This is a genomic window from Pontibacter sp. GD7 (assembly GCF_058216375.1).
Window position 1 is genome coordinate 166,327 of the sequence record NZ_JBYZMP010000004.1, and the last position, 15,436, is coordinate 181,762.

Annotated in this window: 11 protein-coding genes; 6 read left to right on the forward strand and 5 right to left on the reverse strand. The window is 39.9% G+C overall.

Annotated elements, in window-relative coordinates; all coding sequences use genetic code 11:
* Window positions 1–10 precede the first annotated feature (10 nt).
* Entirely contained in the window at window positions 11–1,630 is a 1,620-nt protein-coding gene (locus tag AC4BAP_RS08095) for a DEAD/DEAH box helicase (protein ID WP_490582123.1), read from the forward strand.
* Between the two features lie 44 nt (window positions 1,631–1,674).
* Window positions 1,675–2,583, forward strand: coding sequence for a phospholipase D-like domain-containing protein (locus AC4BAP_RS08100; protein WP_490582124.1), 909 nt, complete (start codon window positions 1,675–1,677; stop codon window positions 2,581–2,583).
* 59 nt (window positions 2,584–2,642) lie between these two features.
* Here the strand turns inward: AC4BAP_RS08100 and AC4BAP_RS08105 are convergent, their stop codons facing one another.
* The 5 genes from AC4BAP_RS08105 to AC4BAP_RS08125 all read right to left on the reverse strand — a co-directional run bounded on the left by AC4BAP_RS08105 (window position 2,643) and on the right by AC4BAP_RS08125 (window position 11,352).
* Window positions 2,643–4,760: a DUF262 domain-containing protein gene (locus AC4BAP_RS08105; RefSeq protein ID WP_490582125.1), complete on the reverse strand. Its 2,118-nt coding sequence runs from the start codon at window positions 4,758–4,760 to the stop codon at window positions 2,643–2,645.
* Between the two features lie 19 nt (window positions 4,761–4,779).
* Window positions 4,780–5,886, reverse strand: a complete 1,107-nt coding sequence (locus AC4BAP_RS08110) for a phosphoadenosine phosphosulfate reductase domain-containing protein (RefSeq protein ID WP_490582126.1) — start codon at window positions 5,884–5,886, stop codon at window positions 4,780–4,782.
* Window positions 5,883–9,104: a hypothetical protein gene (locus AC4BAP_RS08115; protein WP_490582127.1), complete on the reverse strand. Its 3,222-nt coding sequence runs from the start codon at window positions 9,102–9,104 to the stop codon at window positions 5,883–5,885. The genes AC4BAP_RS08110 and AC4BAP_RS08115 overlap by 4 nt, the downstream gene beginning before the upstream one ends.
* On the reverse strand, window positions 9,094–10,011 hold the full coding sequence (locus tag AC4BAP_RS08120; RefSeq protein ID WP_490582128.1) for a DUF4007 family protein: 918 nt from the start codon (window positions 10,009–10,011) through the stop codon (window positions 9,094–9,096). The genes AC4BAP_RS08115 and AC4BAP_RS08120 overlap by 11 nt, the downstream gene beginning before the upstream one ends.
* 189 nt (window positions 10,012–10,200) lie before the next feature.
* Window positions 10,201–11,352, reverse strand: a complete 1,152-nt coding sequence (locus tag AC4BAP_RS08125; RefSeq protein WP_490582129.1) for an MBL fold metallo-hydrolase — start codon at window positions 11,350–11,352, stop codon at window positions 10,201–10,203.
* 760 nt (window positions 11,353–12,112) lie between these two features.
* Here AC4BAP_RS08125 and AC4BAP_RS08130 point away from each other — a divergent pair.
* From AC4BAP_RS08130 to AC4BAP_RS08145, 4 genes are all read left to right on the forward strand, one after another.
* Entirely contained in the window at window positions 12,113–12,553 is a 441-nt protein-coding gene (locus AC4BAP_RS08130) for a Z-ring associated ZapG family protein (RefSeq protein WP_490582130.1), read from the forward strand.
* Between the two features lie 5 nt (window positions 12,554–12,558).
* On the forward strand, window positions 12,559–13,647 hold the full coding sequence (locus AC4BAP_RS08135) for a toxic anion resistance protein (RefSeq protein WP_490582131.1): 1,089 nt from the start codon (window positions 12,559–12,561) through the stop codon (window positions 13,645–13,647).
* Window position 13,648: 1 nt separating this feature from the next.
* Window positions 13,649–13,834, forward strand: a complete 186-nt coding sequence (locus AC4BAP_RS08140) for a hypothetical protein (RefSeq protein ID WP_490582132.1) — start codon at window positions 13,649–13,651, stop codon at window positions 13,832–13,834.
* Between the two features lie 469 nt (window positions 13,835–14,303).
* Complete coding sequence (locus tag AC4BAP_RS08145) at window positions 14,304–15,227, forward strand: hypothetical protein (RefSeq protein ID WP_490582133.1); 924 nt, start codon at window positions 14,304–14,306, stop codon at window positions 15,225–15,227.
* Window positions 15,228–15,436 lie beyond the last annotated feature (209 nt).

The following is a 15,436-nucleotide window of genomic DNA, read 5'->3' on the forward strand; positions in this document are numbered from 1 at the left end:
TTTTAACCAATTGCCAAAAAAGGATCTTCAGCAATTAATTGGTCAGGATGTTTTAGATAGGCTAGAGAATATAATTCCTGTTATTAGCGAGAATGAAATAGATGAAAATGAGATTTACAGAAAAGAAACGCTTGTAAGGATTTTTTCATCGTTTTCTAATTCTACACTATTTAAGAACAAGCAGCTCTTTAAGAACATACTTAATACAACTTCAGAAGAAGTTATAAATAACATTTGTGTTAATACTTCTCTAAGTGTTGAGGGTAAGACATTTGGAGACAAAGTAGAAGCCATTATTGCTCAAGGCTGGACTGATAAGGATTTTTGTGAAAAATTTCTTGCCGCAGCAGGATTACCTAATACGTTTCTGCCAGTTGAAATTGAAAAGTTTGTTTCACAAGAGTTTTGTGAGGCTCCCAAATCTGCATATAAAACGCTCAAGGATTACCAATTCGGAGTTTACACTCAAAGTATAACTCAAGTTGGTATACCCAACAACAGGTTCATTATTCAAATGCCTACTGGTTCTGGTAAAACTAGAACTTCTATGGAAATCATAGTTGAAGTTTTAAAACAGCAATCAGAAGGTAGTGTTGTATTTTGGTTAGCACATTCAGAAGAACTCTGTGAACAGGCTGTTCAAGCTTTTAAAGACGTGTGGCAGCATGTAGGTAATAAGAATGTCAAAGTTTTAAAAGTTTGGTCTGAGGGAAAACTAGAGTATGCTTTTAATGAATCAGCCTTTATTGTTGGAGGTTTCCAAAAGCTGTATTCCATTTTATCAAAGAATGAAATAGGCTTCAATGAGCTGAAGAGGAGAGTTAAGCTTTTAGTGATTGATGAGGCACATAAAGTTCTAGCACCTACATATAAAAAAGTAACGAAAGCTTTGATAGGTGATGGTACTAGAGTGATAGGTCTTACTGCTACTCCAGGTAGAAATATGGATAACCTTGAGGAGAATGCAGCATTATCTGAATTCTTCTTCAACAAGAATATTACTATTGAAACGGGTAGCACTCCTGTCATCAAATATTTAAGGGATAGAAAGGTTTTATCAAAAGCAAAGTTTGATCCTCTAATTACTAATATCAAGTACGAGCTATCGTCTCAACAGAAAAAGCATTTAGAGACCTTCTATGATTTTCCCGATGGGCTACTTAAAACGATAGGTTCTGATGATGTAAGAAATGTTGAAATAATTAAGAGACTTCAAAAAGAATTAAACTCAGGAGATAAGCAAATTATATTCTTTGCCTGTAGTGTAGAACAATCTAAATTCATCTGCTCCCTTCTAATATACTTAGGTTATCTAGCGGCTCATGTTGATGGTAGTACAGAGAAGCCAATGCGACAAAAGTTAATTAATGACTTCAAGGATGGTAAGCTTAAAGTCATTTGCAATTTTGGTGTTTTATCTACTGGTTTTGATGCTCCTAAAACTGATGTAGTTTTCATTGCAAGACCTACAAGATCAATTGTTTTGTATAGTCAAATGATTGGTAGAGGACTTAGAGGGGCAGCAATTGGAGGAACAGAGCATTGCACAATAATCACAGTACGAGACAACATTGTGGGTCTTCCAAATGAAGAGGACATCTTTAGTTACTTTGATGAGTATTTCGACTGATAATGATTCTCTTTAAGAATGGAATTGATCTTAATGAAAGCCTTTTGGAGTTTATCAGTAATTCCGAAAGGCTTGCTATTTATGTACCTTACGTCAAGCTTGCTACACTAGAACAACTCCTTGATCATGCTACGAATGTAAAGAATGTTGTAGTAAGATGGGAGCCTAAAGATTTAGTCACGGGTGCATCTGATTTAGAAGTTTACCCATTTCTCAAAGATAGGGGAGTAGCTTTATTTCGAAATAATAGGTTACACCTAAAAGCATTTATTGATAGCCATAGAAGATGTTTTATGGGCAGTGCAAATATTTCTAGCCGAGCTTTAAATATGCCTAAGTCTTCATACTTCAATTATGAGTTAGCAACTATTGTTGATGATCTTTCTTTAGATGATCGCCTTTATTTTCTCAACATTGAGAAAGAAAGCACTCTAATTACTGACAATATCTTTGAGCAGATCAAGAATCAATTACTAAGCTGGCAGGATGAGTTTGAAGAAGATGACGAATTTGATCTTAAGATAGAAGCTCCAGATAAAGATTTTCTGATTTCTTCTTTACCTATGAGCTCCTCTGTTTCTCGTTTCCTTTCAATCTATCTGAGTGGTAAAACAAACGATGATGTAGAGCTAAATTGCTTTTTGCACGACTTAGCTCTATATAATATTCCATTAGAGTTAGCTGCAGATGAAGTTTATGTACAACTTCAAAATTCCTTCTTCCAGCATCCTTTTATTGCTGCATTTGTAGCTTACTTAAGCTCAAAAGGCGAGTTAAGATTTGGAGCTGTTAAAGAATGGATTCATGAAAATTGTGAGGATGTTCCCCTACCTAGAAGGTGGGAAATAACTGAAAATATACAAATTCTGAATCGTTGGTTAGTTATTCTTGGAGGTGGGACATATGAAATATATCAACCTAATTATTCACAAATTTTAAGGGTTATGAAGTAAATACAGCCATGCAGGAACTAATGAAAAATGCCGGCATTTATAAATGCCGGCATTTTTCATTAGTTCTTCAATTTAGCTAATTCATTGTGTATTTGCTGCTTTAATGAAGTGAATCTATTAATAAGAAATTGCTTATGATATGAATCCTTTGCAACATCATTATCAAAGAATTGACTACCAAGACAATGATTATGTTGAACGGCTTTATTAAGCACAGGTAGATATTTATCTAAAGATAGGCTACTGATTTTTAAATTTGATTTCTGAGTAATAAAGGTTCTATTCAGTGGACTATTCAGAAGATAATTTTTATTACTTCGTAATAGCTTTGAAGATTCACCTAGAGTAGTGACGCTACCAATAGGTATAATATGATGGTCGTGTAAGATCTGCCCATTTGCAGCTATTTCCCATGCTTTTAAGCTATTAGTTGTTATATCGAAGTCAGCCGGGCATAAACTTAATACATACTGAAGAATGCCATTATGAATTGCCGTGGGAACAGATTTGTCCTCATTTTCAAGAAATAAGGTATCTTCATCTGAGTAGTTTGATTCTTGGAAGATTTTATCTAATCTACCTACAATATCGTTACTATTTCCTTCAGAAATCCATTTTACTAACTCTTTTGTCTCTGAAATAGCTCTTTGATTTTGCTTTTCTCTAAATCTTCCTGAAAAAAGTGATGCCCAATACCAGTATTCAATTTTATTTACAACAAATCTATCATTCCAGTTCTCATCCTTCATCAGTACTAATCCTATCGGAATAAGCATTAGGTTATAGCTTAAATTATTATACGTATGTATGCCGCACCTAAATAGTAGAAAAGCTAATCCTCGCGTTAAAGCTTTGATTGCATCTTCTATTGTACCTTCTATTTCTCCTTTCGATAAACTTAGAATTTTTTCTTTTTTAATGTAAGTAATATCTATCCCCTCTAAACCGTCTGGTTGATTATACCTATTTATCAAGGATAAGAAATTTAAAAATTGCTCCTTAATAGGCTTTATTAGGGTGTCATTCTTGAATATGCTAAAGTGCTTTAAGGAGTAATTTAAATCACAAGGCAAATCAGAAATTGATGAAGGAATATTAAATTCTTCAATCAAAGCAGATTCTAATTTATCATATAATGTTTCTGTTTCTCCCACATCCGCATATTTAGCAACCATAATATCAAATGTATCGAGTGGAGTACCTCCTTTATTCATGTACTCGAATACACTAGTAGCTCTGGAAAGCTCGTTGGATTTTACACATGGTACCATTATTTCAGATTTGAATAAATCTTTAAAATAATCCAAAAAGTCATCAATCCATTGTTCCTTTAGTTGGTTCCATATTGCATTGATTTCATCCCAAGAGCCAATCTGATATTTTTGAATGATATTAGTATCTAAGTGTCCTAAATATTTAAAACTTAGTTCATTATTTTGAATTGCAGCGTTTTTAAGAGAGTCTAGTTTATTATCTGATAACCTTTTTAAAGTAGTTTTGATAATTGTTTTATCATTACTAAGAATATCAAATAGAGGAATCTTATGCTCAAAGGCACAACTATTTGCTATATCTAGCTTATTGTCATATTCACTTGAGCCATTTAAAGGTCTCCCAGGGTGATAAAATTTATCTTTATTTGTTGTTTTATATATTGTGTAATATTTTAATGAGTCTATGATTTCACTAGGTTCATAAGTACTAAGTATAGGTACTGTTGTGAAAGTTGCAGAATGTGGGTCCTGTACTGACTTCTTAAAGTTTAATATATCAAAACCGTATAAAGATTGGCTTTGCTCATCAGCGAAATCAATGAACCATCTATATTTCAAATTATAATATAGCTTGTCCCAATTCTCTCCCCAGTCTTGTAACCCGAATGAATCTGAAAATATATTTTTTATTGTAGATAATCTTTGCTGCCCATCTAGAAGGAATAAACAGTTATCAGTTGGATTTGCTTTAGTATTAAAACAAAGTTCTTTACTTACGAAATCATCTTTTCTGCCTTCTAATACAAGGAAAGTTCCTATTGGAAGATTAACGATAAATGAAGCTAACAACATTTTCTGTTGTTCAGGCTTCCAAACATAATCTCTTTGAAAATTTGGAAGAACTAAAGTCTTCTGATTAGATTTATCTATTAAATCTTTAAGGTTAAATTTTTGAAAGTCCATTGACCAGGGCAATTAAGGATTAAATAAAACAGGCTGCACAACCTTCACTTTCAGAATCATCTAAAATATCTAAAAGATAAGGCGATTTAATATTTGAAGACAGTCTCTCTTGGCGCTTAACATATTCTTCTTTTATCTGCTTCACCCTTTCAGGTTTGATGAGATCAGCTAAGCTCTCTTCTTGATTCCAGGTATAACCATCTTTCTCATAATCCATCGCCTGCTCATACAACTCAGGATGTTGTTCATGAAGCCAAACCCACTCTATTTTCTGTTGGAAAAAGCAGAAGTAGCAACCAGATCTACTGCGGGAATACTGACCTTTTTTACCACTAGCATCGAACTCAATCTTCTTGTAATAAGCTGGTACCCCTACGCCACTTTCTTCCAATATGCGGAAGATATCGTCTCTTACTAAATTCTCTTCGTTCTCAACTAAAGGAAAATCTTCCTCCTTAGCTAAAGGGTAATCCGTTGATTTAAGAAATTCGAAAATTAAATAGTTTGTCTCTTTAGTGCCTAAGTCTAGCAGTTGGTTAAGCTTGTTGTGTAGGTTAAAGCTAAAATCTAATGGCTTAGAAAGTAAGTCTACAAACCGATCTCTTCGAGATCCTAAATCTACTACCTCTGCAAGAGCGATGACTTGTTCAGTATTACCTGCGTTTAGGAACTTACCTACAACATCTTCGCTCCAGATGTTTTTTCTGAAAGGAAATATAGACTGAATGTTTGACTTTCGAGAAATATAACCTTCGCGTTCTTCATCGCCTCGAATACCAACATAAGACACAACTTGGTCATTACCTATGTATTTCTCAAAAGGCTCTAGTTTAAGCTTTTTAGTACACCAGCGTGAGTTTGAGGAGGGGAGGTAACCACCATAAATCTTAAGGAAGTGATCAAAAGGGTTCATATGACTTCCATCAGCTGCATTTAGCAGATGAATCTTTTTGCCCAAATAAACCTCAAGGTTTTCGATGAGCTTATATGTCTCATCGAGCTCCTTGCCAGTATCACTAGTATAGTAATCTATGTCAAGTTGCGGATACTTGCTCTTCATGTATATAGCTAGAGCAGCGCTGTCCTTGCCTCCTGATATACCTAATAAATGTCTTACTTTGCTCATTCTTGTGTTAAGTCTTTTAAGAGGTTTGCTAATGCAGCAATATTCAAGCTTTTATCTTCTGAAAGAACAGCTTTAAGTGACTCCTGTATATCGTTTACTTCCTTTGCCTTCTTCTTCGGAAACCTAACTAAGCTTCTCTTCATGCCATCTACAAATGAGTCAAATTGTAAACCTAACACATCTTCTTTTTCGGTATCAATATCAGCCGCGGAAAGATTTGTAAGGCTGTCAAGCTCTAGAATTAAAGTCTTAAACTTGTCTCGGAGTAGGAGCTCTTCTTCGTCAGAAATATTTTCTAGCGATTTACCAACTACTGCTTGAGAAAGAGAGCTTAACCAGGCTTTGCGGTCATCTAATGCAGAATCTAAACGTTGTACAAAAGGTCTTTGTCTAGGCAGTAGTAAATGCTTTTTAAGTCCTTTGTATCTTTTCTGTAGCATGTCCTTGTAAGCCTCAAAGCCGCAGTCTTCGTAAACAACTTCCTGCTGAATGAACTCCTCAAATCTTTTTACAAGCTCATCATGGCTAGTACGTATTTCTCTAATCGCATCTTGAAGGCTATTTACATATTTGTTCAGCTTTTCTTTACTAACCTCCAATTCTGCCATAGATGTACCTAGTGCAGTCGGTAACTCTTCGAAAAAAACTTTTTCTGGATCCTTAGATTTAGCGATAACCTCTCTTACAGCTAATGCCTCATCTGATAATCGTTCAGTCCTTTTAGAATACTCTGGTAGGCCTTTATAGAAAATTAAGAAAGGCTTTATTGTTTCTATGAAGCTCTGTCCACTGAATAAATCTTTCGTTTCCTGGTTTAAAAGAATGCGATAGCTATTAAATATGTCTAGACGAACACCTACTACATCAAATGTCTTTATTGAGAAATCTTTGGGGTTTCTGGATATTAGATCAAGTATTTGATCATTGAAATTAGGTATAAGACTGTTGTCGCTATACAATGCAAAGTCATTCCTATTTAAATAAAGAAAGATTGGTACCCAAAAGTCAATTAATCCTTGCTTCAGCTTGTAAGGCTTTTGTTGAAGACCTTTAACAAACTCCTTTAAGTTAACTTTTTCTTCTTTTGCACTATTTAAAAACTCTACTGAGTAGTTCCAGACGTTTTTGAAAGTAGAATCTGAAGATACATTTACTGCCTTATCCAATTGGTCTGGACGAGAATATAAACCATTCTGTTTAATTAGTGTGCGGTAAATCGTTTTTTCTGCAGGGTATTTATTGGGATCAAAGCCTAGATCTTTTTCCCCCCACTTATTAGTTAGTGCAAAGAATAGCGACCTCTTTGCAGTCTGTATCACATTTGATACTTTATGCCTATTTACAAGCTCATTTCTGAAGACAGGAGTTCCGGAGTATACGGCGTAAGCCGCTTCTGAAAGAAGAGCATTAAATTCTTTTTTAGATTTTAGTAGCCTTGGTTCACCTTGCCAAAACCAAACTACATTCGCCTCGTCTCCATATAGATTGCTTACTAAATATTGATTTAGATCAGATGTTTGGTGGAAGATCATGTTTTCTAGCTCACGCCTAGCAACTTTATCTTCATGGTTTTCTTCTAAGACTTTTTTCGTCTTTTCTATCTCGTATAATAGCTGCTTAATCTCGTCTGCGTTTTCATAGTAAGCATAGATGATTGCTTCTTCTTGCTTGGCAGAAGAATCCTGTACTTGCTCTACTGTTAGCTTCTCATTGAAAATTAAATTAACAAAACCATCGATTTCACCTACTGGTACTTTTGATATAGGATTATCTGAAATGATAAATTCAAAAGCCCTTGGAGTACCTGTAGTATAGGAATATGATTTTGCTAGAACAGGTGGTAAGGATAAATAGCGATCTAAGACGGATTTAACATCGGTAATTTCATTTACCTTATTCGCAGCCTCAATCAAAGCTGAGTTTAGATCAAGATCAGTACCCTCAAATAGGATAAATCGCTTACTATGACGGCGATAAAAGATTACTTTTTTAGTTTCTAGGTCTGCTAAAATAGATTTAGCGTTAGGTATACCTAGACAGGTGTTACCATATGATATCCAAAATTCTTCATCTAAGGCTGAACCACTGGCAGCGAAAAGATTTAAGATGCCAATTGCCTTTACTAGCTTAGTGTAAGCTTCTAAATCACTATCAAATGTTCGTTCAACAGTCTCTAAAGCAGAGGTTATTGATACCCACGCAGCAAAGTCTGAATTGTATCTAGAGGTTAGGTATGAGAAAAAGTTGTAATGCACATAGTCGTACACATTCGCTAAATTGTAAAAAGGGGAACTGGCCTTATTGAACTTGGCTAAGCTAGTATGGTCGGTACTTTCAAGAAAAGAAAATAATGATCGCTCATTCTGACCATACTCTTGTAAAGAATAAGTAAGCGTATTGGCAGCTAAAAGGTCTAATGGGTATATTCTTGAATAAAGTTCATCGCTATAGTCTTCGTTAAAGCTAAAAGCTTTAGAATCTTTAAAAAGCTTATAGGCAACAAGAATCTTTTCAGGTTCACTCTGTACCTGTGTAAAGCGGCTAATATGTTCAGACGCTAAGAATAGAAGCTGCTCAACTGGTTCATTAAAAGTAATTTCTCTGAATCGCCCCTTAACCTTAGCCCATTCTTGTCTCTGAGAGGTGGATAATGAGAAACCATAACTATCAAAGCTCTGATGTATGGTGGTTAGTAAAGCGATATTATACTTTGGATCAGCTGCAAACTCAGCTAACTGCTGAACAAAATATAACTCCTTCTCAGGGTCATTTTTAGCAGAGTATTCTAAGAACTTACCAAACTCATCAATCACAATGAATAGGAGTGGAGCGCCCGTACCTAGGTCATTGTACCTATTGTAAATCTCAGATAGTACGTGCTCTACTAAGTTCTCTTTAGCTGAAATTTCAAGCTCAGCAGCAAAAGTATCAATAATACTCTGATAAGCACCTACTACCTTTACAATACCAAACTTCTGCTTGGCTCGAAAACTTGCCTCAAAATAGTTCTGCTTACCATTTAAGCTCTGCTCAAGTGCAAGCAAGAAAGATGACTTGCCAGTACCATAAGAGCCGATAATTGTAAAAGCCCTTATACCTTTTTTGAAGTCGTCTACTATTTGGCTAACTACGCGCTGAGAATTAGGCGTAGGTATGTATGTGAAATTTCTATCTGTATCTCGTATGATATTGATAGATGGGGTATAGTTACTTTGCATAATAGTACTTTCTCAGCATTTCAACTGCCTCAACCTTTTCTTTAATCTGTAGCTCCTTTATGCCTGCATGATCTGTGTAGTTGACAAAGGAGTATTTTTTCTCTGCCTCTTCGAGCTTTGAAGCTAAGCCAGCCTTGCTCAAGGCGAATACTGCACCAGGACTGTTAAAATCTTGCTCAAGACTATTTAAGCCTATAGATACACTATTTGGATAAGCATCGAGTATAGCATAGAGTATAATCTCAACAGGAATACTATCACGTTCTGAATTTTCTATGCTATAGAACTCTGTTACCTTTTTCTTTTTCTGTATAAAATCATCAGCCTCTTTTAGTGTTACCTTAATCAAATTAAGATCTGTTAGTAAGCCAGAAAAGCTGTCTTCAACACTCTTTGATTTTTCATCAGATGATAAATACATCTTCTTGAAGATCTCAAAGTCAGTATGTACAGTGTTTTTATTGTAGTTAAGGTATTGAGTGATGGCAGACTTTCTCTTGATATATGCATCATAAAGATCAGCATCAAAGAGAAGCTTGTCTTTTCTGAATTCATTAAATACCAAGTAGAATGTTGAGGCATATGCATTTTTAACCAAGTGGTAGTGCAGTAGCCAAAGGGTAGCATCATCCTCTAGAAATGGATCATACCCATCGTCATCCAGAATTAACGAGCCTAAATCAGTAATCTGATCTTGTAAGTCTGTTATACCAAAGGCTTTTAACCAATGTCTAATAGAAGACACCATGTTTTTACCTACACCAAGTTCGATTACTGAATCATCATCACTAAATGATTTTCCTGATTTAATATAGTCGTATCCTTTTTTGAGCCATAGCTGCCTGCACTGAAATTTTTCGTGTCCCGAAAAGGTATACTTTATTTGCTGTTCTTGTTCTACTATCATATATAATCTTGCCCTGCTCAGTGAGCTGATCTAACTACCAAAGATAGCAAACTGATATATATAAGCCTACATAAAACAATATAAAAAAACTAATAATTTTAGCAAAATCACCTGTGTGAATACAAATGTCTCAGCTACAATATATCAGAATTAGAATGGTGCTTTATCTACTCTGTAGATCATAATCAATCAATAAGCGATACTCCTTTCCACCTTATATTCTCTCCACCAATCCCCCCGCGGCGCTTTTCTCCCTAAAACCACAGCCTCCCCAATACGAGGCGTAGCAATCGGCACATTTAGCCTACCAGCTTCGGCAGTTACGCGCTCTATAGGCTCGGTCCAGGGGTGAAGGGCCAGGGCGAAGGTGCCCCAATGGATGGGCAGGAGCAGCTTGCCCTTTAGGTCGAGGTGGGCTTGTACGGTTTGCTCGGGCATCATGTGTATGTTGGGCCAGAGTTCGTTGTACTGGCCGTTCTCCATCAGCGTGATATCGAAGGGGCCATACTTGTTCCCGATCTCCTTAAACCCATCGAAATAGCCGCTGTCGCCGCTGAAAAAGATTCTGTCTTTCTGCCCCATAATTACCCAGGAGGTCCAGAGGGTTTGCATGCGGTCGGAGAGGCTGCGGCCCGAGAAATGCCGCGAAGGAGTAGCCGCAAAGGTAAACCCCTGGAAGCGGGCCTCCTGCCACCAGTCCAGCTCTGTAATTTTACCTGCCGGCACGCCCCAGCGCTCCAGGTGCGCCCCCACGCCAAGCGGCACGAAAAAGTGGGCTGTTTTCTTGTTCAGTTCTTTAATAGAGCCATAGTCCAGGTGGTCGTAGTGGTCATGCGAGATCAGGACGGCATCTATCGTGGGTAGTTCTTCCATGGTAATGGGCAGCTCAGAAAAGCGCTTCGGACCCATGAAACTGAAAGGGGAGGCCCTGTCGCCAAGCATCGGGTCCAGCAGCAGGCGTTTGCCATCCATTTCGACGATAAAAGCCGAGTGCCCGAGCCAGGTAATTACTGTGGCCGTATCCTGGGTGGCGGCAACTTTATCGGAGTCCAGCTTTATGGCAGGCAGCATGTGGTCTGGCGTCAGGTTTTCGTGTTTGCCAAACAGCCTGGAGGTGATCGCTTTTATGGTACCTGTAAAGCCCAGGTCCATGTTTGTCTCCACGGAGTTCTGAAACGCTCCTTCAAAGTAGTTCGGCGATTGGCGTATCCTTTCCATGCGCTGCCCTTCGGCGCCGGCACCAAACTGCGGCGAGAGGCTGGTTAAGGAACAGCCGGCTAAAATTGCCAGCAGCACCGTAATGCCGAGCACATACAGGAATATCTTTAAGGATAGTTTCATGGGATAATTGAGTCTTTTTGTGCTGCTTAATGTGGTGGTAACATACGAGGTCAACACGTTGTTTTGTAAGCTTTGAAGATGGCAATTTAAAACTAAAGCCGCGATTTACCCATCCTTTGTATCCTCAGAGTTACGCTCGTAAGTTTCGAACTTGATTTCTCACTAATTTGAGGCGTTAAGTTCTGTTACTAAGATTTCAGATAAAGAGCTACGTTGCTTCTGCATAATCTTCCTTATACCAGAAGCTGTTCAGGGTTTTGGCTAAAAGAAATCGAACCCGCCATTGTTGGTGTTTTTCACCAACAATTTAAGACACTGGCTGTTATTCTTGCTGGTGAAAACACGCAGCAAGGGCGGGCAGTATGGATTTTAATAAACGCTAAACAGCTTCTAATCTTGTAATGGAAAAAACATTTCAGTTATTTTCTTTTAACTCAGGTTACGATATATGATAAACCATGCAGGTGTAAACACACCCCTGCGCCCCTCTCATTAAAGAGGGCCCCTACCCCCAGAGGGGAATTTAACCTCACCCAGCTCCTCTTTTTGTCGAGGTGCCCCTACCCCTAGAGGGGAATTACATGCACGAGCAACATTCCCAAGCATGAGGCTGGGGAGTTGAACCACATCCAATCAAATTGATCTTATAAATCCACCTTAATCCCCATTAATCACCGGTCAGTAGCCCAATTCAGCCAAATCTTAGCTATTCCCCGTATAAAAAAGAAACCCACTTTATACTTATACAGTACCATCCATTATGTTGATTTTCTGGACGTTTGTGATCGGAGCCGTGCTGGGCTATGTGTTTGGCCATTACCTGAAGCCTAACCGCAGGTTGCAAAAGGCGCTGCAGGAGTTCAGGGCTAAAAGTATGGCCCTGCTCGAAGAAGGCAACAAAGGCATCTACAAGACCATCGTTACCGAACATGAGCAGTCATCGGAGCTGGTGGTGGAAGTAAAGGAGCTGGCCGTAACCAAAACCGGACTGGTAAAAGTTGCTTACCTGAGCGCACAGTATAAAAACCCCGACTTCCGGACTAAGAAAGGAGAGGCCCTGCTGCGCGAGGTACACGACCTGCTGGGCGATTACCTGCCCCTGGAAGAGATTGAATGGTACGAAACATCAGAGCGCCACGAGCGCATTAAACAATACCTGCATACCCTAGACACCTATCCTAAAAACCAATTCGGAACCTAAGCACCATGGCAGAAAAAGAAATCACCATCACCGAGAACAAAGAGCTGATACAGCAAAGAGCCCAGGAGATCTCGAAATCCATAGACGCAAACAACCCTGAAACCCTGACCAATTTTGGCGTGGAAACACAGCGCAAACTGGGGCACTATTCCAACGAGTTGCTTAGCAAGGTAAAAGCAAAAGACTCCGGTGAGGCAGGCACTGCCATCAATGACCTGCTGGCCCAGATCAACATGATCAAGATAGACGATCCGGAGGAGAAGCGGGGCTTTTTCTCGCGGTTGCCCTTTGCCAGCAAAGTTAAAGACCGAGCCAAACGCATTGCCAGCCAGTATAACTCTGTTTCGGAGAATGTTGACGATGTGGTGGTGAAGCTGGAAAAGACACGCCAAAGTATACTAAAGGACACTACCAGCCTGGAGGTGATGTTTAACCAGGCCGTAGAGTACATACATGAGATAAGGGCTGTGATTGCTGCCGGCAGGATGAAGATTGAGGAACTGGAAAACGACACCATCCCGAAGCTGCAGGAGGAAGTGGAGAAAAGCAACAACGACGAACTGGCGGTGCAGCGCCTGAGCGATGTGGTGTCGTTTAAGGAGCGGCTGGAGAAAAAGGTACACGACTTCATGCTCTCTCATACCATTGCCACGCAGTCTATGCCGCAGATACGCATGATACAGACGGCCAACGATGTGCTGGCCCAGAAAATTCAGAACTCCATTGTAACCGTGATACCGGTATGGCGCCAGCAGGTGGCCATTGCCCTGGGGCTGGAAAAGCAACGCAAAGCCCTCGAGATACAGAAAAAGATAACCGACACCACCAATGAGATGCTACGCAAAAACTCAGAGTTGCTGAAAAAGAACGTGGTGATAACTGCACAGGAAAATGAGCGCGGCATTGTGGATGTAGAGACCCTGAAGAAAGTGAACCGCGACATGATCGAGACGCTGGACCAGGTGATCAAGATATCAGAGGAGGGCAGCCGTAAACGCGAAGAGGCCGTGAAAGAACTCGCCGCCGTACAGGAGGAACTTAACGAAAAGATCATCGGCACATTCGGCAAATCGAAGCAGATAGAGATAGAATAGGATGGAAGCAGACAAGCAGAACGGCCAAGCCCTTAAATCCATACTTAGCCAGGAACAGGATGAACTGCTGGACTTATACTTGCAGCGCCTAGACACTTTTATGGAAGAGCTCAAGCAGTCAGAGAAAACGGAAATAACCATCGAAACCATGCACCTGAAGCGCATACTTTACAGAAGGTCTTCGTGAGGTGAGGATTGGGTCTGGATTAAATTGAGACTACTCTGGAACGATTAACCCAACACTAAAGAACTGTACTCGCTAGCTCCAAACGCTCGTTTTGGCTAGTCTGCAAGAGGGGGATGACAGTCACGAGTAAAATTCCCCTCTTGAGAGGGGTGCAGGGGTGTGTTAATCGTTCACCGCAATTCCCTGGCTTCAACTAAGCTACTTCTAGGACACAAATTTAAATTCCCCATTATTCCTGCCGTGAGTTTTCAACTCGTGGCTTATTATGGGGCAAGCTTTCAGCTTGCGTAGCAATACACAAGTATAAAAAGTGGTTCACGCAAGCTGAAAGCTTGCCCACATGTACAACCACGAGTTGAAAACTCGCGGTTGATATAGTATCTGTAGATATCATATAAAGTATAAGCTCCTATACCTCATTTCCACCTTATTTACGTAAAGTATAGCACAGCACCAAAGCAAACCATCCATGCTCAACTTCTTTCGATCCTTATTTGGTTTTGGCAGGCCATCCGGCTACAGAACAGTGGCTGGTGCCCCGGCAACGCCGGCTACGAAAGAGGCTGCTTACCTGCGTAATTCCACTATCCGTTTAAATGTGCTGCAGGAACTCCACAACAAGTATAAATTTACGGTGCATGCCCCAAAGCTGGAGGCTGTATTCGAGAAAACAAAAGCCATACATTATTACCTCAAGAGCAAGAAACGCCTGCACGAACTGGAGCTTTTCCATGTGCAGCATACCGACCATTTTATCAGCACCTATAAAACGATACTGGAGGCGCACCTGCGACATTCGCCACCACCAATAACCGTAAGCAAGCCCCAGCAAGCACCTTCGCCTACCAGACCTAAGCCGAGACCGCAACCGCAGCGCCAGCAACCGCAACCTGTAAGTACCCAGTTCGAGGATAAAGTTGAAGGCGTGCTCCGCAAGATCGAGGCAGAAACGATAAAAGGCCTGCACACCGCGCACCGTGTAACAGAAATGGTGAGGCGTGTGGCGGGACAAGCACCGAACTGGCCATCTGTGCCTACAGAAACGCTGCCTGCCAATCCGCTTGCCCTGTCTCTGCCAACTATTTCCATCGATACCTATTCCCGTATCTCCTATGTGCTGGAAGAGAGCCAGGATGGCAAAGTATGGCGAGAGATAGGCTTTACTGGAACCGATGAGGAAAAATCAAGCTTTGTGGCGCATGTGGCAGACAGGCTGGGCATATCCACAGATAAGCTAAGCTATATGGGCAATACCATTCTGGCCGTGCCGGGTGGCCTGGGCCGCGGACAAGCCATGTATGCCCCTGTGTTAAACTGGAACGGTTGTGCCTATGCCCTTAACCTCCAGGATTACCGCCTTTTCCCGGTCAGGACCTACAGGAGGGGAAAGTGATATGGTTCATCTGTTTAACATTACCTTACGAAGTACCAGCCTGTTTTTCAATAGTTGAGTCAGCTCCAACACTGTCAGCGTAGCAAAATTCAGTATCCGATTTTCATCTCTACAAAAGGATAGTCCTGGAATGTGTTTAAGCGATTGAACGCTTCAGATTCATCGCTTTGGCCCAGTATGCAAACTTTTCGGTTGTAACTGCCCATCTG

What these genes read in the sequence shown, in the direction of transcription:
- AC4BAP_RS08105 (WP_490582125.1), bottom strand. Translation starts at nt 4,760, where the DNA reads ATGGACTTTCAAAAATTTAACCTTAAAGATTTAATAGATAAATCTAAT.
- AC4BAP_RS08110 (WP_490582126.1), bottom strand. Translation starts at nt 5,886, where the DNA reads ATGAGCAAAGTAAGACATTTATTAGGTATATCAGGAGGCAAGGACAGC.
- AC4BAP_RS08115 (WP_490582127.1), bottom strand. Translation starts at nt 9,104, where the DNA reads ATGCAAAGTAACTATACCCCATCTATCAATATCATACGAGATACAGAT.
- AC4BAP_RS08120 (WP_490582128.1), bottom strand. Translation starts at nt 10,011, where the DNA reads ATGATAGTAGAACAAGAACAGCAAATAAAGTATACCTTTTCGGGACAC.
- AC4BAP_RS08125 (WP_490582129.1), bottom strand. Translation starts at nt 11,352, where the DNA reads ATGAAACTATCCTTAAAGATATTCCTGTATGTGCTCGGCATTACGGTG.
- AC4BAP_RS08130 (WP_490582130.1), top strand. Translation starts at nt 12,113, where the DNA reads ATGTTGATTTTCTGGACGTTTGTGATCGGAGCCGTGCTGGGCTATGTG.
- AC4BAP_RS08135 (WP_490582131.1), top strand. Translation starts at nt 12,559, where the DNA reads ATGGCAGAAAAAGAAATCACCATCACCGAGAACAAAGAGCTGATACAG.
- AC4BAP_RS08140 (WP_490582132.1), top strand. Translation starts at nt 13,649, where the DNA reads ATGGAAGCAGACAAGCAGAACGGCCAAGCCCTTAAATCCATACTTAGC.
- AC4BAP_RS08145 (WP_490582133.1), top strand. Translation starts at nt 14,304, where the DNA reads ATGCTCAACTTCTTTCGATCCTTATTTGGTTTTGGCAGGCCATCCGGC.